Source organism: Arthrobacter antioxidans (assembly GCF_023100725.1).
Classification (GTDB): Bacteria; Actinomycetota; Actinomycetes; order Actinomycetales; family Micrococcaceae; genus Arthrobacter_D; species Arthrobacter_D antioxidans.
This window is the reverse complement of record NZ_CP095501.1, coordinates 3,452,723-3,471,368: the sequence shown is the minus strand read 5'-3', so window position 1 is coordinate 3,471,368 and position 18,646 is coordinate 3,452,723. Positions and strand designations below refer to the sequence as shown.

Annotated in this window: 21 protein-coding genes; 9 read left to right on the top strand and 12 right to left on the bottom strand. The window is 69.7% G+C overall.

Features of this window, described 5'->3' with window-relative positions; all coding sequences use genetic code 11:
• Positions 1–68 precede the first annotated feature (68 nt).
• Genes MWM45_RS16075 through MWM45_RS16065 form a run of 3 tightly spaced genes read left to right on the top strand, consistent with a single transcriptional unit; the run spans position 69 to position 1,780 of the window.
• Entirely contained in the window at positions 69–809 is a 741-nt protein-coding gene (locus MWM45_RS16075) for a FadR/GntR family transcriptional regulator (protein ID WP_247827306.1), read from the top strand.
• 54 nt (positions 810–863) lie between these two features.
• Positions 864–1,265, top strand: coding sequence for a hypothetical protein (locus MWM45_RS16070; protein ID WP_247827305.1), 402 nt, complete (start codon positions 864–866; stop codon positions 1,263–1,265).
• Positions 1,262–1,780, top strand: coding sequence for a mycothiol transferase (locus MWM45_RS16065; RefSeq protein WP_247827304.1), 519 nt, complete (start codon positions 1,262–1,264; stop codon positions 1,778–1,780). Before MWM45_RS16070 ends, MWM45_RS16065 begins: the two co-directional genes overlap by 4 nt.
• On the opposite strand, the gene MWM45_RS16060 is transcribed toward MWM45_RS16065, so the two are convergent.
• Positions 1,777–2,439: an alpha-ketoglutarate-dependent dioxygenase AlkB family protein gene (locus MWM45_RS16060; RefSeq protein WP_247827303.1), complete on the bottom strand. Its 663-nt coding sequence runs from the start codon at positions 2,437–2,439 to the stop codon at positions 1,777–1,779. The genes MWM45_RS16065 and MWM45_RS16060 overlap by 4 nt on opposite strands.
• Before the next feature lie 56 nt (positions 2,440–2,495).
• Positions 2,496–3,353: a DUF1684 domain-containing protein gene (locus tag MWM45_RS16055; RefSeq protein ID WP_247827302.1), complete on the bottom strand. Its 858-nt coding sequence runs from the start codon at positions 3,351–3,353 to the stop codon at positions 2,496–2,498.
• A 155-nt stretch (positions 3,354–3,508) separates the two neighbouring features.
• Here MWM45_RS16055 and ppk2 point away from each other — a divergent pair, with 155 nt between their 5' ends.
• On the top strand, positions 3,509–4,459 hold the full coding sequence (gene ppk2 / locus MWM45_RS16050) for a polyphosphate kinase 2 (protein ID WP_418909705.1): 951 nt from the start codon (positions 3,509–3,511) through the stop codon (positions 4,457–4,459).
• A gap of 64 nt (positions 4,460–4,523) precedes the next feature.
• Here the strand turns inward: ppk2 and MWM45_RS16045 are convergent, their stop codons facing one another.
• From MWM45_RS16045 to MWM45_RS16025, 5 genes are all read right to left on the bottom strand, one after another.
• The gene (locus MWM45_RS16045) at positions 4,524–4,934 is read right to left on the bottom strand and encodes a DUF4190 domain-containing protein (protein ID WP_052273921.1); all 411 of its coding nucleotides are present in this window, start codon (positions 4,932–4,934) and stop codon (positions 4,524–4,526) included.
• A gap of 83 nt (positions 4,935–5,017) precedes the next feature.
• Positions 5,018–6,517, bottom strand: coding sequence for an APC family permease (locus MWM45_RS16040; protein ID WP_247827301.1), 1,500 nt, complete (start codon positions 6,515–6,517; stop codon positions 5,018–5,020).
• 130 nt (positions 6,518–6,647) lie between these two features.
• Positions 6,648–8,108, bottom strand: coding sequence for an amino acid permease (locus MWM45_RS16035; protein WP_247829266.1), 1,461 nt, complete (start codon positions 8,106–8,108; stop codon positions 6,648–6,650).
• A 106-nt stretch (positions 8,109–8,214) separates the two neighbouring features.
• On the bottom strand, positions 8,215–8,841 hold the full coding sequence (locus MWM45_RS16030) for a TetR/AcrR family transcriptional regulator (protein WP_247827300.1): 627 nt from the start codon (positions 8,839–8,841) through the stop codon (positions 8,215–8,217).
• A complete protein-coding gene (locus MWM45_RS16025; RefSeq protein ID WP_247827299.1) occupies positions 8,825–9,619 on the bottom strand; it encodes a phosphatase PAP2 family protein in 795 nt (264 codons plus the stop codon). Before MWM45_RS16025 ends, MWM45_RS16030 begins: the two co-directional genes overlap by 17 nt.
• Positions 9,620–9,731: 112 nt before the next feature.
• On the opposite strand from MWM45_RS16025, the gene MWM45_RS16020 reads away from it, so the two are divergent.
• Positions 9,732–10,394 (top strand): pyridoxine/pyridoxamine 5'-phosphate oxidase, encoded by a 663-nt coding sequence (locus MWM45_RS16020; RefSeq protein WP_247827298.1) that lies wholly within the window; start codon positions 9,732–9,734, stop codon positions 10,392–10,394.
• 40 nt (positions 10,395–10,434) lie between these two features.
• Here MWM45_RS16020 and MWM45_RS16015 read toward each other — a convergent pair whose 3' ends face one another.
• The gene (locus MWM45_RS16015; RefSeq protein WP_247827297.1) at positions 10,435–11,262 is read right to left on the bottom strand and encodes an aldo/keto reductase; all 828 of its coding nucleotides are present in this window, start codon (positions 11,260–11,262) and stop codon (positions 10,435–10,437) included.
• 191 nt (positions 11,263–11,453) lie between these two features.
• Positions 11,454–11,756 carry a hypothetical protein gene (locus MWM45_RS16010; RefSeq protein ID WP_247827296.1) on the bottom strand — a complete coding sequence of 101 codons (303 nt, stop codon included), beginning with the start codon at positions 11,754–11,756 and terminating at the stop codon, positions 11,454–11,456.
• Between the two features lie 240 nt (positions 11,757–11,996).
• Between MWM45_RS16010 and MWM45_RS16005 the strand changes: the two genes are divergently transcribed.
• Positions 11,997–12,629 carry a GNAT family N-acetyltransferase gene (locus MWM45_RS16005; RefSeq protein ID WP_247827295.1) on the top strand — a complete coding sequence of 211 codons (633 nt, stop codon included), beginning with the start codon at positions 11,997–11,999 and terminating at the stop codon, positions 12,627–12,629.
• 519 nt (positions 12,630–13,148) lie between these two features.
• On the opposite strand, the gene MWM45_RS16000 is transcribed toward MWM45_RS16005, so the two are convergent.
• Together MWM45_RS16000 and MWM45_RS15995 are read right to left on the bottom strand one after the other, a co-directional pair.
• Positions 13,149–14,150: an NADP-dependent oxidoreductase gene (locus MWM45_RS16000; protein ID WP_247827294.1), complete on the bottom strand. Its 1,002-nt coding sequence runs from the start codon at positions 14,148–14,150 to the stop codon at positions 13,149–13,151.
• 65 nt (positions 14,151–14,215) lie between these two features.
• Positions 14,216–14,953, bottom strand: coding sequence for a maleylpyruvate isomerase family mycothiol-dependent enzyme (locus tag MWM45_RS15995; RefSeq protein WP_247827293.1), 738 nt, complete (start codon positions 14,951–14,953; stop codon positions 14,216–14,218).
• A 62-nt stretch (positions 14,954–15,015) separates the two neighbouring features.
• On the opposite strand from MWM45_RS15995, the gene MWM45_RS15990 reads away from it, so the two are divergent.
• A complete protein-coding gene (locus MWM45_RS15990; protein WP_247827292.1) occupies positions 15,016–15,558 on the top strand; it encodes an acyl-CoA thioesterase in 543 nt (180 codons plus the stop codon).
• A gap of 38 nt (positions 15,559–15,596) precedes the next feature.
• Here MWM45_RS15990 and MWM45_RS15985 read toward each other — a convergent pair whose 3' ends face one another.
• The gene (locus tag MWM45_RS15985) at positions 15,597–16,925 is read right to left on the bottom strand and encodes an APC family permease (protein WP_247827291.1); all 1,329 of its coding nucleotides are present in this window, start codon (positions 16,923–16,925) and stop codon (positions 15,597–15,599) included.
• A 179-nt stretch (positions 16,926–17,104) separates the two neighbouring features.
• Between MWM45_RS15985 and MWM45_RS15980 the strand changes: the two genes are divergently transcribed.
• On the top strand, positions 17,105–18,493 hold the full coding sequence (locus MWM45_RS15980; RefSeq protein WP_247827290.1) for an OFA family MFS transporter: 1,389 nt from the start codon (positions 17,105–17,107) through the stop codon (positions 18,491–18,493).
• A gap of 1 nt (position 18,494) precedes the next feature.
• The gene (locus tag MWM45_RS17795; protein WP_418909704.1) at positions 18,495–18,599 is read left to right on the top strand and encodes an MFS transporter small subunit; all 105 of its coding nucleotides are present in this window, start codon (positions 18,495–18,497) and stop codon (positions 18,597–18,599) included.
• The last annotated feature ends 47 nt before the right edge of the window (positions 18,600–18,646 follow it).

Here is an 18,646-nt window from a genome sequence, read left to right as displayed (position 1 = left end):
AGCGCCGGGTGAGGTCAGGCCACAGATCCTACGGGCTGTGGTCCGACCACACAAGCTATGCTGGCCGCATGCGCAATCACCAGGCGGTCTCTGCATGGCTCGAGCAGGAACTCGCGGCGGGTCGGCTGGCCATCGGGTCACGCCTGCCGGGGGAGCGCGCGATGGCGGAGCGGCTCGGCATCTCCCGCGCCTCCGTGCGCGAGGGGACCCGCGTGCTCGAGGCGCTCGGCGTCGTCCGCGCCGGTGTGGGCTCCGGCCCGCAGGCGGGGACGGTCATCACCGGCAACCCGGCGCTGGCCCTGGACTCCGCACTGCGGCTCCACGTCGCGAGCACGCACCTGCCCGTCACGGATGTCGTCGAGACACGACTGCTGCTCGAGACGTGGGCGGCGGCCCATGCCTCCGCGGACTCGCCCGCCCTGGCGCGCGCAGCCCTGCTCCTCGACGAGATGGACCAGCACGACGACGGCCCGGACGGTTTCCTGGAGCGCGATGCCCTCTTCCACGTGGCGCTCGCGGAGGCTGCCGGCAATGTGCTGATCGGCGCCATGATGGGATCGCTCCGCGGATCGATCGCCGCGTACACTCAGCGGCTCACGGCCGGGCTCCCGGACTGGACCACCACCTCCGACCGCCTCCGGAGGGAGCACCGCGCCATCCTGGAGGCGGTGCTGGCCGGCCGGGGAGTGACGGCGGCGGACCTGATCCGCGACCATATCGAAGGCTTCTACCGGGAGGCCGGCGTCCCCCGCGGTGCAAGCGATTCCTTCCAGTGCGAGACGCTTTCCCTCAGGATGCCGGACACCTAGACTGCAGGGAACTGGTCGAGCAGCGGGCCATGGACCCCCACAGTGGAGCAGGCCATGGAACATCTTCCTCACAACCTCGAACATCCCACCGCGTGGTTGCACGGGGTGCCACCCGTCCGGGAAAGCCGACGCACACTCCTCCCCGGCCTCCTCGGTGCGGCCGCCGACGTCCCTGACGATCTCCGGGGCGTGTCGACCCGCCACCTCCGGATCCTCTGCAACCGCACCTACCAGGTCCTCGACCTGGACCGTCCCTCCCTCGAGAGCCGGGAGCGCTACTACGCCGTCGTCGAGGAGCTCGAGCGGCGGGAAACCCGCGCGGAGCAGCCGGATGCGGAGGACACGCCTGCGGGGCTTCGCGACACCGCCGTGATCCTCCCGCTCGTGCCGGGCTCCCTGCGCCGTCGGCTCCGCCGGCCCGGGACGGCCCGCGCCGCAGGACGGGACGGCCGATGACGTCCGTCGAGGTCCTCTCCGAAGCCTTCGGCCGGCTGCCGGACCTCGTCCGCGGCGCCGTGCGCGGCCTCGATGCCCACCAGCTGTCCGTCCGCCCGGGTGGATCCGCGAACTCGATCGCCTGGCTGGTCTGGCACCTCACCCGTGTGGAGGACAGCCACCTCGCAGAGGCGTTCGGCCACGACCAGGTGTGGCGGGCCGGCGGTTTCGCGGACCTCTGGGACCTCCCACTGGACCGCGAGGACACCGGCTACCGGCACTCGGAGGAGCAGGTCGACGCCGTGCGCGTGGCGTCCGCCCAGCAGCTGCTGGACTATTTCGACGCGGTCCACGGGCTCTCCCGGAGCCTCGTGGCGGACCTCGAGGAACAGGAGCTGCACCGGGTGGTCGATGAGCGGTGGGATCCGCCGGTCACCCTGCTCGTCCGGCTCGTGAGCGTGCTCGACGACGCCGTGCAACACGCCGGCCAGGCCGCCTACGCCCGGGGGATCATCCTCGCCGACCGGCGGCACTAACCGAGGCCCGTCTGCCGCAGCGTGATGTTGAGCCGCCCTTCGAAGCCGATGCCGGGCGGCGCGGTCCCGGGAAGGGTCCGCAGGACACCGTGGTAGGCGAAGCGCGAGGGTCCGCCGAAGACGAACAGATCGCCGGAGGCGAGCTGCACGTCCTGCCAGGGGCGGTTCCGGCTTTCCGTGGTGCCGAAGCGGAACACGCACGCCGCACCGAGACTCAGTGAGACGACCGGAGCGCTCACCCGCTCCTCGCGGTCCTGGTGCATGCCCATCCGGGCCGCGTCGTCGTAGTAGTTCACGAGGGCGGCGTCGGGCTCGTAGGAGGAGCCCGCGTGCTCCCCGTAGGCGGCCGTCACGGCGTCACGCCCCAGCGAGCGCAGCACGTCCGGGAAGGGCGCGACGGCGGCGCCTCCGACGTCGTCGGCCGTGCGGCTGTACCGGTACGGCAGCCAGTGCCAGCCGAGGCTCACGCTCTTCACGGACATCACGCCGCCGGTCGGCATGGTCACCGCGCGCATCGGGACGGGACCGCTCGCCCAGGTGCGGCAGAGGTCCACCAGGCGGCGCTGCCGGTCGGGGTCCAGCCAGTCGGGGATGTGCACGGCGCCGGGCGCGAGCTCCCGTCGCGGGCGGGGAATCAGGGCGTCGAACGGATCGGTCACCCCACCATTGTGCTCCGGCGTCGTCCCCGCCGCCGCGCGGTGTTCCTCCCGAGCATCTACCCCGACACGGAGGCGTGAGACGCCGCCGGAACGCCCGCCGGGCTTCTCTCCCCCGCCTCGATGGGGGCGTCGACGGTGTTCGCGCCGACCGGTGCGGGGCAGGTCCCGTAGAGCGTGAAGGCGCTCGGGTAGTTGATCGCCCGGTTGAAGTCGAGGACCACTCCGCCGTCCGGGCGGGGCCGGCGCGTGGTCACCTTGCGCCATGCCGCGGTGGTGATGCCGTTCGTCGTGTCGTGGAAGGTGATCGAGAGCGCCCCCGACGCGTCCTGGGCGGCGTGGAGCCGGAACGGGTGGCTGTCGCCGGGAAGGGAGAAGACCACGTCGCCGGCCGTCTCGTGCATTCCGGGCACCTCCGGGTGGGCGGTGGGGATCGGTTCGTGCAGGGGCTCCCCGTACGGTTCGAACCGTCCCTCCACCACGAGATCGGGCCGGTAGTCGAAGGTGGGCACGCCGGTGAAGCGGGCCCGCGTGGGCGAGGAGGCATCCCTGGTCCGGAGGGCGTAGCGGCCGGCGCGCCGCGCCAGTTCGACGACGACGCGGCGTCCGTCCTCCCCGCCGTGGGCCACCCACATCAGCGATTCCTCGTCCTCGAGGGTCGCCTCCACGGTCCCCTCCACGATCCTGCCGCCCGTCGGATCGGTCAGATCGGTCAGGCCGTCCGACGCCCCTGCGGTCAGCTGCGCGGCGTCGTCCGTGGAGGACCAGAGCCCGGGCACGACGTCGACCCGCGCCGGCTCCCTGCCGAGCCACTGGAAGGACGTCAGGGTCAGCCAGCCGTGCTCCTCGGCCAGTGCCGCATCACGGGAGGCCCGGAAGCGCAGCCAGCGTTCCTCAGGGGTCGGGACATGGGTCACGGATGCTCCTTGCTCGGCGGGTCGGTCGTGGGCTGTAACCCGTGGCGGGCGCAGGGGATTCCCCGGCACCGTATCTCCCGACACCGTATCTCCGTGGCGCTTTCTCTGAGAGGATGGGGCATCCGCGCGGCACGGTCGAATCCGGAGGACCAGGGATGAGTTCAGGAAAAGCAGTCCGCGACGGCGCTGTGATCGACGGCGCCCCCGCCCTCGAAGCGACGGCCATCCCGGTCCCCAACCCCCACACGGCAGGCGACGCCCCCATGCTCCTGCCGCACCCGGACCAGCCGACGTGGCGCGAGGACTACCCGTACGCGAAGAAGATGACGGAGCGGGAGTACCAGACGGCCAAGAGGGCCCTTCAGATCGAACTGCTCAAGATGCAGGGGTGGGTCCGGGCGAACGAGGCCAAGGTCGCGCTGGTGTTCGAGGGACGTGACGCCGCCGGCAAGGGCGGGACCATCAAGCGTTTCATGGAGAACCTGAACCCGCGCGGCGCGCGGATCGTGGCCCTGGACAAGCCGAGCGACAAGGAGAAGACGCAGTGGTACTTCCAGCGCTACGTCTCCACGCTCCCCTCGGGCGGCGAGATCGTGCTGTTCGACCGGTCCTGGTACAACCGGGCCGGAGTGGAGCGCGTCATGGGGTTCTGCTCGCCCACGGAGTACCTCGAGTTCATGCGGCAGGCCCCCGAATTCGAACGCATGCTCGTCCGCAGCGACACGCACCTCACCAAGTTCTGGTTCTCCGTGTCGCAGGCCGAACAGCGCCGGCGCTTCGCCAAGCGCCACACGGATCCGGTGCGTCGCTGGAAGCTCAGCCCCATGGACCTGCAGTCCCTCGACAAGTGGGACGAGTACACGGCGGCCAAGGAGGCGATGTTCTTCTACACGAACACGGCCGACGCCCCGTGGACGGTCATCAAGAGCAACGACAAGAAGCGGGCCCGGATCGAGGCGATGCGCTACATCCTGTCCGTCCTCGACTACGACGAGAAGGACCACGACGTCGTCGGGACGCCCGATCCGCTGATCGTCGGGACGGGGCCGCACTCGCGCGTGTTCGAGGCGGGCGAGCAGGCCACCCACCTGTTCCCCACGCTCTGAGGGACCGACGACCCAGGTGGCCGGTCAGCCGCTGAATCTGCCGGTCAGCCCCTGAAACCGCCGGTCAGCCGCCGAAACTGGCCGTGGCGCCGAATCCCACGATGATGAGGACGACGAACAGGATGCCGGCCAGGATCGCGAGCGCGTAGAGGGCCGTGACGATCCAGCCGAGGACCTTCCCCGCGGTGGCGGGCACGCCGAGGCGCTCGGCCTTCCGGGCCTGCCAGATGGCGAGCGGCCCGAGGATGATGCCCGCCACGAAGAACCCCACGAGGCCGAGGATCAGGGAGAGCTGGGCCGCCTTCTCGCCCTCCATCGTCTGGTACGAGGACTGGTAGAGGCCCGACGGATAGCTGCCGGTCGGCTGGTAGGGGCTGCCCGGCGGGTAGCCGCCGGGATTCCCGTAGGCACCGCCGTCGTACGGGTTCCTGTGGCCGGGGGAGGGGAGTTCGCTGGGATAGGGATCCTGGGACATCGTGGTTCTCCTGATCGGCTCGGCGGTCCCCGGCGACGCTACCCGGGGAGTCCATCATCCCGTGTCCGGGGCGCCCGCGCACCTCACACGGACGCGGAATCCTCCGCGTCCTTGCGCTGCTGCGCCCCGAGGCGGGAATGCCGGTTGCCGTACGCGAAGTAGAGGGCGAAGCCGAGTACCAGCCACCCTGCGAAGAACAGCCACGTGATGGTGGCGAGGTTGAACATCAGGTAGAGGCAGAGCAGGGCGGAGGCGATCGGGATGACCTTGCCGAACGGGACGCGGAAGGCCGGAGTGAGGTCCGGACGCTTGTGGCGCAGGACGATGATCCCGAGGCTCACCGTGATGAAGGCGGACAGCGTGCCGATGTTGATCATCTCGGCGAGGACCTCCACCTGCGTGAACCCGGCGAGCAGGGCGACGACGACACCGCAGAGCACCTGCGTCCGCGCCGGCGTCCCATGCTTGTCCGAGGTGCGGCTGAGCGCGCGCGGCATCAGCCCGTCACGGCTGAGCGCGAAGATCACCCGCGCCAGGCCCATCAGCAGCACCATGATCACGGTGGTCAGTCCGATCAGGCTGCCCACCGAGATGACGCCCGCGGCCCAGTCCGCGCCGACCAGCTGGAAGGCGGTGGCCAGCGAGGGGGCGCCGGAGGCCCCGAGCTCGGTGTAGGGGACCATGCCGGTCACGACCAGGGTCACCAGGATGTAGAGCACGCTGACGACGGCGAGGCCCGCGAAGATGCCGCGGGGGAGGGTGCGGCTCGGGTTCTTCACCTCCTCGGCCGAGGTGGCGACGACATCGAACCCGATGAACGCGAAGAACACCAGCGCCGCGCCCGAGATGATGCCGGTGAAACCGAAGGCGGCCGGTGTGGCCCCGCTGAGGAAGGAGAGGAAGGGCTGGTCGGCCCAGCCGGTGCCGCCGTCCGTCGCCGGCTCGGAGGCAGGGATGAACGGCGTGTAGTTCTCGGGGTTCACGTAGAAGAAGCCCACGACGATCACGAACAGCACGATGCCGATCTTGATGATCGTGAAGACGCTGTTGACCCGCGCGGACAGCTTGGTACCCCAGATCAGGACGGCGGTGAAGACCGCGACGATCAGCAGCGGCCCCCAGGCGAGGTCGAGGCCCAGCAGGCTGACCTCCGCAGGGACGTCGAGGTCGAGCGCGCTGAACAGATCGGAGAGGTAGACACCCCAGAACTTCGCGATGACCGCGGCGGCCATGAGCAGCTCGAGGATCAGGTTCCAGCCGATGATCCAGGCGATCAGCTCACCCATCGTGGCGTAGGTGAAGACGTAGGCGCTTCCCGCGACGGGCAGTGCTGTCGCGAACTCGGCATAACACATGATCGCGAGGGCGCACGTGATCGCGGCGAGGACGAAGGAGATGGTCACCGCGGGGCCCGCGTTGAAGGCGGCGGCCTGCGCGCCCACCGAGAAGATGCCGGCGCCCACGGCGACGGCGACGCCCATGACCATGAGGTCCCACGTGGTGAGGGACCGTTTGAGGCCGTGCCCCTTTTCATCGGAGTCCTTGATCGACTGCTCGATGGACTTGGTCCGGAAGAGGTCCATGGGGGGCTGGTCCTTCGGTGGTGGGGGAGGTGGGTCTACGGCCGCGGGGAGGCCGTGCACCTGTCGAGGATAGGAGCTGACGGGGCCCGCCGCACGTTCGTGACGCAGGCCCCGTCCCACCCGGTTGGGGCTAGGCCTGCTGCTTCATGAGCGCGTGGCGCGGGCTGTCCGGGTTCATGAGCGAGTGCTTCCGGCCGTAGAAGAAGTAGATGGCGAGGCCGATCAGGAGCCACACGCCGAAGCGCAGCCACGTCTCCCAGTGCAGCTGCAGCATCAGGAACAGCGATGCGAGGACGCCGAACGCGGGGACGATCGGCATCAGCGGCAGCTTGAACGTCCGGGGCACCTCGGGACGCGTGCGCCGCAGCACGATCACCGCGATGCAGACGACGACGAACGCCGCGAGGATGCCGATGTTGGTGAGGTCGGCGACCGCGCGGATGGGGAACACCCCGGCGAGGAACGCCGAGGCGATCCCGGCGATCCAGGTGACGCGCTGCGGCGTGCCGTTGCGGTCCGTCGTCGAGAACCAGGCCGGCAGGAGCCCGTCGCGGCTCATCGAGAACCAGACGCGGGTGACGCCGAGGAGGAAGGTCAGCATGACGGTGAGGATGGAGATGACGGCGAAGGCCGAGATGACCGTCGCGACGACGGGGAGCCCCACGGACTGGAAGGCCGAGGCGAAGCCTGCGGTGGGGCTGATGTCCTTGTAGTTCTGCATCCCGGTGAGCACGAGGGTCGCCAGGACGTACAGGATCATCGCGATGAGGAGGGACAGGAGGATGGCCTTCGGCATGTGCTTCTTGCCGTCCTTGGCCTCCTCGGCGGCGGTGCTCATGGCGTCGTACCCGAACACGGCGAAGAACACGGTGGCGGCACCGGCGAAGACGGCGCCGAAACCGGACGGGACGAACGGCGAGTAGTTCTCGGCGTTCACGTAGAAGAAGCCGAGGCCCACGATGCCGAGGATCAGCAGGATCTTCAGGCCGACCGCCACGAGCTCGAACCGGCCGAAGGTCTTGGTGCCGCGGCTGAGGATGAAGGTCACGAGCAGGCAGACCACGATGGCCGGCACGTTGATCACGCCGCCCTCGATCGTGTCCGGCGTGCCCTGCATCCACGTGGGCACGGTGATGCCGATGCCGGACATGAACTCGGTGAAGTACCCCGAGATACCGATGGCCACGACGGCCACGATCGCGATGTACTCGAGGAGCAGGTCCCAGCCGATGAACCAGCCGACGATCTCACCGAGGGCCACGTAGCCGTAGGTATAGGCGGAGCCGGCGCGGGGGATCATCCCGGCGAACTCGGCGTAGGACAGCGCGGCGGCCGCACTGGCCAGGCCCGCGATGAGGAACGAGATGAGGACGGCCGGGCCCACCGGCTCGCCGTCCGGGCCGCCGTTCGCGACGAGCCCCGCGAGCGTGAAGATCCCGACGCCGATGATGCCGCCGACGCCGATGGCGGTCAGCTGCCAGAGGCCGAGGCTCTTGAACAGGGTCGAGCGGCCCGTCTCGTCCTCGACGTTGTCGATCGGTTTGCGCCGCAACACCGATCGTGAGCCTTGCAGGGCTGATTTGTCCGACATCATCGTCCGTTCCTGGGTGGGGGGTGCCTGTATGGCACCCCCCAGTATGAAGCGGGCCGTCGGTAAGGGGTAATCATTATTCTTGACGGGAATCCGTCGGTTCTGCTTATCCTTCGGTGGCCGGCCGCCGGCGGACGCCGTCCAGGACGAGGCCGAGGTATCGCTCGAACCCCGCATCCCGGCCGGTCGGGCTGGCTGTGCCTGCCTCCGGAGGCAGTGAGCCCAGCATGCGGATGAGCACCAGCACGTCGTCGCCGGTGAGGTCCTCCCGCGCGCCGTCGTGCCTCAGCCGTGCGGCGAACTCCTCGGCGGCCGGAGCGATCCGATGCCGCAGCATCGCGAGCCCCGCGGACACGAAGCCGTGGTCGTGCAGGAGCTCCCGCAGTCCGCGGTCCTCGAGCTGCATGCGGGCCGCGGAGCCGATGAACAGGCGCGCTGCCGCCCAGGTGTCCTCGAGCGCGAGGGCCTCGGACACCGCCGCGTCGACGTCCGTCACGCGCTGTTCGAGGATGGCCTCGATGAGGGTGCGGCGATCGGGGAACCGTCGGTACACGGTCCCCACGCCCACGCCGGCCTCGCGGGCGATGTCCTCGAAGCTGCACTCCGCGCCGTGGACGGCGAACATGCGCCGGGCGGCGGCGAGGACCACCTCGCGGTTGTGCCGGGCGTCCCGCCGGAGCGGCCGCAGGGCGGGCGTCGGACCGGCGTCGGGCTGCTCAGGCGGGGACGCCACGGGTGGCTGTCCGGTGCAGGCGGAACGTCAGGTAGAGCCGGTGCGCGGTGATGACGACGGCGAGCCAGGCGACCCCGAGCGTCCAGGCGACCAGCACGTCCGTGAACCAGTGGTGGCCGAGGTAGACCCGGCTGAGGCCCATGGTCACGGCGAAGACGACGGCCAGGGCGACGGTCAGCGCGCGGGTGCGCCTGCGCTCCTGCCGCAGGACGAGGAGGTACGCCACGATGCCGGCGATGACGACGGCGTTGAGGGAATGCCCGCTGGGGAACGACGGCGAGGACTCGTAGGGCGGGACGGCGAGGTCGATGGGCGGACGCAGGCGGCCGATCGCATCCTTGCCGGCGACCGTCATGAGGAGGGAGCCGAACGCCGCGGCCGGCAGCAGGATCACGGGGGTCCAGGAGCGGCGGTGGACGGCAAGCAGCACCATGACCGACACGGCGAGGATGGGCATGCCGATCGGTCCGCCGATGTTCGTGTAGCCGGTGATGAAGGCATCGAACCAGCCCTCGCGCATCGACACGGCGAGGTCCAGGGCCGGCTGGTCCAGGGCCGCGACGCCGTCGGCCTCCACCACCGACTCGTACACTTCGGCCGACGCCGCGGTGAGGGCAGCGGCGACCCCGCCGCCGACCGCGATGAGGAGCAGCAGGGCCGCGTGCGGACCGGCCCAGCGGGCGAGCGGGCGGACGCACCGGACGAGGAACCGGCCCACCGGCGACGTCCACCGGGTGAGGTCTCGTGGTCCGACGTAGTGGTCCTGGTGCGCTGGCATCCACCGACTCTATGCCCCGGCCCGGGGAACGGCATCCCGGGGGGAGACCCGGGGCGACGGGTTGCGCAGCAGCCCGTCGGATGTCGCCGGGCACGAGGGCTAGGCTGGCCGCATGAGCGATCCAGGCATGATCCGCGACATCGTCCGCGGCGTTCCGGTGTTCCCCGACGAGATGCCGCCCTTCGACCCTGCGGCAGCCCCCGATTCCCCGATCCCGCTGTTCGTCGAGTGGCTGGAGCGGGCGGTGGAGGACGGCGTCGCCGCTCCCCACGCGCTCAACCTCGCGACGGTGGGGGACGACGGCCTGCCGGATGCGCGCATCGTGATCCTGAAGGACCTGACGCCCGAGGGATGGCAGGTGGCCTCCAGCAGCGACAGTCCGAAGGGCCGCCAGCTGGCGGGGACCCCCTCCGCCGCGCTGACCTTCTTCTGGCCGGAGGTCGGCCGCCAGGTCAGGATCCGGGGAGCGGTCTCCACCGGCACCACGGAGGAGAACGACGCCGATTTCCAGCGCCGCCACCCGGTGGCCCGTGCCCTGGTGCTGGCCGGCGGCCAGAGCACGGTGGTACGCAGTAGGGACGACGTCGACACCGCGGTGGCGGAGCAGGTGCGCCGCCTCGAGGCGGCGGACCGCCTCGCCTCGACCACCTGGACGGTCTTCACCGTGGCGCCCGACGCCGTCGAGTTCTGGCAGGCCGACCAGGAGCGGCGCCACACCCGCCTGCTGTACAGCCGCTTCGGTGAGGGCTGGCGCCGGGAGATGCTCTGGCCCTAGGGCGGCCCGGACCGCTGCATCACCGGGGCGGCGCGTCGGCTCAGTGCCCGAACTCGTCCGAATCGACGACGTCGGCCCGGCCGGCGTCGAGAACGTAGAGGGCGGCCAGCTCCGCCCCGGAGAGCTCGAAGTCGAAGATGTCCAGGTTCCGGGCCAGCCGCTCGGGGTTCGAGGACTTCGGGATGGCGACCACGCCCTGCTGGACGTGCCAGCGCAGCACCACCTGCGCGGGCGTCCGGCCGTGGGCCTCGGCGATCGCGACGACGGCGGGCTCGTCGAGCAGCCCGCTGCCCTGGCCCAGCGGGCTCCAGGCCTGGGTCACGATGCCGTATTCGTTGTGGAACGCGCGGTCCACGATGCGCGGCCGCTGCGGGTCGAGCTGGATCTGGTTCACGTCAGGGATCATCCCGGCGTCGATGACCTGCTGCAGATGCGCCGGCTTGTAGTTCGACGTGCCCACGGCGCGGACGAGGCCCTCCTCCATCAGCGCGACGATGCCCTCGACCGCTTCGACGTGGCGCCCCTGGCCGGGATTGGGCCAGTGGACCAGCAGCAGGTCGACGTAGTCGAGGCCCAGCAGTCCGGCGCTGGTCTCGAAGGCGCGCCGAACGCCCTCCCGGCTGTGGTGTTCGCGGTTGAACTTCGTCGTGACGAACAGCTCCTCCCGCGGGACCCCGGAGCGGCGGATGCCCTCCCCGACGCCCCGCTCGTTCCGGTAGTTCTCCGCCGTATCGATCAGCCGGTAGCCGGTCCTGAGGGCGAGATCCACGGTGTCCGCGGCCTCGGCGTCGTTCAGCGGCCACGTGCCGAGGCCGAGGAGGGGGAGGTGGGCGCCGCTGCGGAGCAGGACGGTGGGGGCGGGTGCCATGGTGGTACTCCTGGTCGGGAGGCGAGGGGTCAGCACCAGCCTGTCCCGCGGCGATCCTCCCGTCAAACAAGCCCGGCGGGTTCGTGCTGTGGGCGTCCTACCCGCTGGAAGACCTGTCCGGCAGCGGCTCGAGCGTCCTCGCGGTCGGCGGGTCGGAGGACGGCCCGACCACGCGCACCGACATCGAGAGGTTACGGGCGCTCTTCCCGCACCCCGCGCGCGCGCTGCGGGAATCGCAGCGGCTCAGGGGCGCGGCTGTACGACGCGCGGGACGGGCGGCCCCGGACGCCGCTCGCGAGCAGGTCGTCGATGAGTTCGTTCACGGCCTGGGCGATGCAGTCGCGTTCCTCGCGCGGCAGCGGGGCGAGGCCGTGGAGATAGGCGTCCATCTCGAACTCGTCGAAGAAGCCACCCGAGTTGAGGTAGTGGAGGTACACCTCGTGGAGGGTCAGGGAGGATTCCGTCATGGCCGCACAGGCTGTCTGGGGCTGCAACGCGGGCTCCTCGGGTCCAGGATCATCCGGACGCGGACTGCCGGTCCTCCTGTCACGATAGTCCGCTCGGCATCCGGGTGGGCACGTCTGGCTCCTCAAGTTTCACTCAAGCCCGCATCGGCCCGCGCAGCGGCCGGGAACGGTATGTGAAGAATGTCCGATTTCGTATCGGTCCGAGACACGGTATAGTTGCGATAGAGCCTAGCAGCGGGCCTTTGAACCACCATCGTGGAGCTGACCATGCGATCTTCTTCGTTCGCCGATTACCGTACCCAGACAGCGCAGGCCGTCGACCCCCAGCAGTTCGGAATGGCCGCCGTCCCTGAAATCACCCGGAATGCGGCAGCCCGTCCGGATGACGCGGGCTTTCCCGCCGACCTCTCCACCGTGTCGAACCGGCAGCTGAGGGTCCTCTGCAACCAGACGTACCGGATGCTCGACCGCGACTTCCCCGCGATGGAAGCCGTTCACCACTACGAGCTGCTGGTCGAGGAGATCGAGCGCCGCGAGGTGCAGGCCGAGACACGCAGCGAACCCACCAAGGCCCGCGGTGGCTTCCGTGACAATTCCCTGTTCTCGCGCTTCGAGCTCTTCAGCGACGGCACCATGGTGGGCCACGTCAAGTACGAGATGAAGGGTCCGTACGCCGTGCTGATCCAGGCCGTCGTCGATCCGCAGTTCGACCCCGTCGACGTCGAACCCGCGCTGATCCGTCGGGTACTCCTCAACGCCCACCAGCGGCGCATCGCCGTCGTGCCCTACTGCCCGCGGGTCCGGGAGTTCCTCCGGGAGTTCCCCCAGTACCGCGCGCTCCTGCCCGTGGACCAGCGCAAGCGGCTCGAAGCGGCCCTGCTCGTCTCCGCGGACGCCTGAGTCCACGCTCGGGGTGATCTCCGGTTCGCTGCCGGGTCAGGAAGCGGTTGCGCACCCCGATGAGGCAGCGCAGGTACGGCAGGAGGAGGATGCGTTCCGCGACGGCTCCTGCAATCCCGCGCGGTGCGGTGAAGCGTATCCGGTGGTCCACCCTGGTCGTGATGCCGTCGGCTTCCGAGAACTCGTGGACGGGACGGAAGTCGCGGGACGGGCCGGTGCGCTGTTCGTCCACGAGCCTGTGCGGTGCGTCGAACTCCGTGATGACGCTCGTCGTCCGGATGAGGACACCGGAGTGTCGGCGCGCCAGGTCACACGTGCTCGCCGAGGCCGATGGGCCCGCTCGTCACCCCGGCGACCGCCCGTTCCCGTGAGAAGCACATCGACCTGCATGGGCATCGATGCTGGGCGAGCGGCCGAACGGGTCGGCCCTCCCCACGGTGGTGGTCGTCGTGCACGGGAACGCTACCGTCGTGGCGCCGGTATCGCAGCCCGCCGGGCGGCGGACGGCGACACGGGTGCTCAGGCGCGGACGAGCATCTTGCCGGTGTTGGCGCCGTTCATCATGTCCAGGAAGGCTTCGACGGCGTTCTGGATGCCGTCCACCACGGTCTCGTCGAACACGATGCTGCCGTCGGCGAGCCAGCCGGTCATGCGCTCCGCGAATTCGGCCTGCAGGTCCTGGTGCTGGCCCACGATGAAGCCCTCCAGCGTGAGGGACCGCATGACCAGGTTCGCCATGTTGTCGGGTCCGGGGGTGCGCTCGGTGTTGTTGTACTGCGAGATCGCGCCGCACAGCGCCGCACGTCCCCCCCGGTTGAGGCGGTCGATGGCGGCCTCGAGGTGGTCCCCGCCCACGTTGTCGAAGTAGACGTCGATCCCGTCCGGCGTGAGGTCGCGGAGCTGCCGGCGCACGGGGGCGTCCTTGTAGTTGAACGCCTCGTCGTAGCCGTACTTCTCCTTGAGGAGGGCCACCTTCTCCGCCGAGCCGGCCGAGCCGATCACGCGCGAGGCGCCCAGCTTGCGGGCGATCTGGCCGGCGATGGAGCCGACGGCGCCGGCCGCGCCGGAGATGAAGACGACGTCGCCCTCCTTCAGCCCGGCCACCCGCTTGAGTCCCGCGTAGGCGGTGAGGCCGGTCATGCCCGCGGCACCGAGGAAGACGGACAGCGGCAGTTCCGTCTCCGGCAGGGGCGAGAAGTGGGCGGCCGGACCCTGCGCGACGTCGCGCCATCCGTAGCCGTGGAGGACGGCCGAGCCGACGGGCATCGTCTCGGACGTGGATTCGACCACCCGGCCCACCGCTCCGCCGGTCATGGTCTCGTCGAGTCCGAAGGGGGCGACGTACGACCTGGAGTCGTTCATCCGGCCGCGCATGTAGGGGTCCACGGACACGTACTCGTTACGGACCCGCACTTCGTCCTCGCCGAGTCCGGGCAGTTCCACTGCCACGGTGGCGAAGTCCTCCTGGGTCGGCGCGCCGACCGGACGGCGGACGAGCTGGATCTGGGTACTGGCGGTCATTGCTGCTCCTCATGGTCGGTTGCTTCCTGCAGGTGCCAACCCGCGATCCGGAGGATCTATTCCGTTTAGAGGGCCCGGGCCAGGCGTGCGCGGAGCTCCTGAACGGCATCCGACGGCGGGAAGGGCTGCGGTGCGCGGCCCCACAGCCACAGGAGCAGCGCCTCGGGGTCCGTCCGCACGGTCGGCTGCCCGTTCGCCGTCGCGTCGCGCGTGACCTCGACCTGTCCCGGGGCCAGGCGGACGTCCCAGGAGTGCCCGCCCGCCTCGAGGCGGACCACCGTTCCGGATGCCGCGTGGTCCGGCTGGCCGCGGACGAGCATCACGGTCAGCACCTCGTCGATGCCGTCCACGGTGAGATCCGGGTCCATCGGGGTGGGGTCGCCTCCCGCCGTGTCCTCGAGGTCCACCCGGTGGATCGCGGTCTCGTGTGTGAGCCTCCGGATCCAGAATCCGACGGTCTGGTCCCACGGGACGAACGTCTCCGCCGGATCCTCCGGGCGGTGCCGGTCGAACTGGTCGGTGAGGGCTGTGAAGGAATGGGCGAGCAGTGCCTGCGGCGGGAAGCTGCCGATGCTCACGGGAGGCCACCCGTGGCTCGGACGCTCGCCCGTCCGGATGGTCTCCGCCTTGTGGAGGAACACGATCGCGGTGTGGCGGGCGAGGTCCTCGCCCGTCCAGCCCGGGCACGCGGGCACGGGCAGGCCGAGGGTGGCGGGGATGAGGTCGGCGAGGGTCCGGTACTCCCGGTCCAGCAACTCCCGGTACCGGCTGAACGGAAGGGCGTGCGGGGAGGCCTGGTCCATCCACCGAGTGTAGGCGGGTGCATCAGACCGCGCTTATGTTACCGACGAGTAATATCTTGTCCATGCACCTGATCCTCCGCACGATGCTGCAGCTCTTCCGGTCCGGCAGGCGATCGCGCCTCGCTATCTGGGGATCCAGCAGTGTCACCCTCCGGGTCCTCCTTACGGACATCGACATCGCGATGCACATGAACAACGGGATGTACTTCTCCGTCTTCGACCTCGGCCGCTTCGACCTGATGGTGCGCAGCGGGGTGTGGCGGCTGATGCGCCGCCGCGGGTGGAGCCCGGTGGCCGCCGGGGAGACCATCAGCTTCCGCAAATCGCTCCAGCTCGGCCAGCGCTACACCGTGGAGACGCGCATCATCGGCCTGGACGAGCGCGCCATCTACTTCGAGCAGCGCGCCGTGGCCGCCGGGGAGATCTACGCGCGGGCCTTCATCGCGACGAGGCTCGTCTCGTCGTCGGGCCCCGTGAGCAACGAGGACATCATCGCGGCGTTCGGGGCGCCGCCGGCGGACCTGGTGCTGCCCGAGTGGATCCACGAGTGGCGCCTCAACAACGCACTGCCCAGCACCCGGAAGCCCGCGCCCCACTCCTGGTAGGCAGGCGGGTGGCCCGGCGATGGGTTGGGCGGAAGATCCTACCGGTCGGTAGCGTCTCGTGCCTGTCCGCGGACCAGTCGCTGCACGCCGTACAGGACGAGGCCGAGGGCGAGCAGGATGCCGGTGCGGACCCAGATCTCGGCCGTCTGCTGGGTGAGCAGCAGGATGCAGGACGCGATGGCGAGGTAGGGGAAGACCGCCGGGATGCGGAAGTGCTTGTGCTCCACCGTGTCCTTGCGCAGGACGAGCACGGCGATGTTGGTGCTGAGGAAGACGAAGAGCAGCAGCAGGACGACGGTCTGGGAGAGGGACTCTAGCCCGCCGGTCAGCGTCAGTGCCATGGCGACCAGCGTCGTCGCGACGATGGCCACCCAGGGGGTGCGGCGGCGGGGCAGCAGGCGGTCGAAGACCGACGGGAAGAGGCCCTGCTCGGCCATCCCGAAGGTGATCCTGCTCGACATGATCATGGTGAGGAGGGCGCCGTTGGCAACGGCGATGAGGGCCACGAGGCTGAAGAGCCAGCCGGGGATGCCCGCGCCGGTGGCCGCCACGACGTCGAGCAGCGGCGAGCTCGAGCCCGCGAGCTGGTCGGGGGCGAGGGTGGCGGAGGACGCCAGCCCGATCAGGAGGTAGACGACGCCGGCCGTCAGGAGCGCGCCGAAGAGGGCCCGCGGGTAGACGCGGCTCACGTCGCGGACCTCCTCGGCGACGTTCGCGGAGACCTCGAAGCCCACGAAGGAGTAGTAGGCGATGAGCGACGCCGCCAGGACGGCCGACGCCGGGCCCACGCCGGGAGGGAACTCGTTGACACGCGAGAGGTCACCGTTGCCGGCGGCCACGAAGATCCCGACGACGACGATCACGAGGACGAGGCCCGAGACCTCGATGACGGTCATGACCACGTTGCTGCGCACCGACTCCTTGATGCCGCGCATGTTCAGCAGGCCCAGGAGCACGAGGAAGACGAGCGCGGCGGGCGTCGCCGGCACGTCGATGAAGGTGGTGAGGTAGCCGCCGGCGAAGGCCTGTGCGAGTCCGGCGGCGCTGGTCACCCCGGCGGCGAGCATGCAGAAGCCGACGAGGAACGAGATGAACGGCTTCCTGAAGGCTCGTTCGGCGAACACGGCGGCCCCACCGGCCTTCGGGTACTTGGTGACCAGCTCGGCGTAGGATCCGGCCGTCAGGAGGGCCAGCGCCAGTGCGACCATGAGCGGCATCCAGATGGCGCCGCCCACCTCCCCCGAGATGACGCCGACCAGGGCGTAGACGCCGGCCCCGAGGACGTCACCGAGGATGAAGAGGTACAGGAGCGGGCCGGTGATCCCGCGCTTCAGTCTGGTGTCGGCGCTCTGCTCGGTGATGGTCATGAGCGCCAGTGTAACGAAACTACTAAGCCGGCTGGGTATTTTCCGAATCACAGAACCGCTCGACGCGCCACAACTACCGCCGATCGCGGGTTGTGCCCCGGCTTGCTGTGATGCACCCCATAATTGCTTTCGACAACAATGGCCGGGGGAGGCCACTCAAGCTGACAGAGAGGCCATCGATGAGTTGGCTCGACCGCGACCACACCATCGCCAAACCGGGATTCAACCGCTGGTTGATCCCGCCCGCCGCGCTGGCCGTTCACCTGTGCATCGGCCAGGCGTACGCGACCAGTGTCTACAAGACCGCATTGACGGCGCACTTCGACGCCACGCTGACGCAGATCGGCATCATCTTCTCGATCGCGATCGTGATGCTCGGCCTGTCCGCCGCTCTCCTCGGCACCTGGGTGGACCGCAACGGTCCGCGCAAGGCCATGTTCACCTCTGCCGTGCTCTGGACCTCCGGCTTCCTGGTGGGAGCGCTCGGCATCTTCACGAACCAGTTGTGGCTCGTCTACCTCGGGTACGGCTTCATCGGCGGTATCGGGCTGGGGATCGGCTACATCTCTCCCGTGTCCACGCTGATCAAGTGGTTCCCCGACCGCCCGGGCCTTGCCACGGGCATGGCCATCATGGGCTTCGGCGGCGGCGCGCTCATCGCGAGCCCCCTGTCCACGCAGCTGCTCCGCATGTACGACCCGAATTCGGGCGCCGAGGGCTGGGTGGCCAGCGGCGACGCCGTCGGGAAGCTGTTCCTAACCCTTGCGGTCATCTACTTCGTCTACATGATGTTCGGCGCCTTCACCATCAAGGTGCCGGCCGAGGGCTGGAAGCCGGACGGCTTCGATCCCTCCCAGCTGAAGTCCAAGCCCCTCATCACCACCGACAACGTCTCCGCCGCGAACGCGATCAAGACGCCCCAGTTCTGGCTCGTGTGGGTGGTCCTGTTCTGCAACGTCACGGCGGGCATCGGCATCCTGGAGCAGGCCTCCCCGATGATCCAGGACTTCTTCCGCGGCGCGGACGGTACGACGGCGGTCACCGTCGCCGTCGCCGGTGGGTTCGTGGGCCTGCTGTCCATCGGCAACATGGGCGGTCGGTTCGGCTGGTCGACCATGTCGGACCTCATCGGCCGCAAGCGCATCTACATGATCTACCTCGGCGTGGGCGCGGTCCTGTACCTGATCCTCGCCCTGGCCGGCTCCTCCACGACCCTGCTGTTCGTGGCGCTCGCCTTCGTGATCATCTCCTTCTACGGCGGCGGCTTCGCCACTGCACCGGCCTACCTGCGCGACCTGTTCGGCACCTACCAGGTCGGCGCCATCCACGGCCGACTGCTCACCGCATGGTCCGCCGCCGGGATCGCCGGACCGCTGATCGTGAACGCCTTCCTCGACGCGCAGGGCACCCCGGGCGAGCTCACCGCGGGCGCCTACCAGCCTGCCCTGCTCACCATGGTGGCACTGCTGATCATCGGCTTCATCGCCAACCTGCTCGTCAAGCCCGTGAACGCCCGCTTCCACGAACCCGTCCGGAACGCGCCGAGAGAATTTGCGAAGGAGGCCTGACATGGCCGGAGCACGAATCACCGCCGTCTGGGCACTCGTCGGAGTGCCCCTCGCCTACGGTGTCGTCCAGACCCTCACCCGCGCCGCAGCCCTCTTCGGGGGCTGAGCAGGAAGCCCCGCGCGGGGCGAGTCGTCGATCGACGAGGCCCGAGC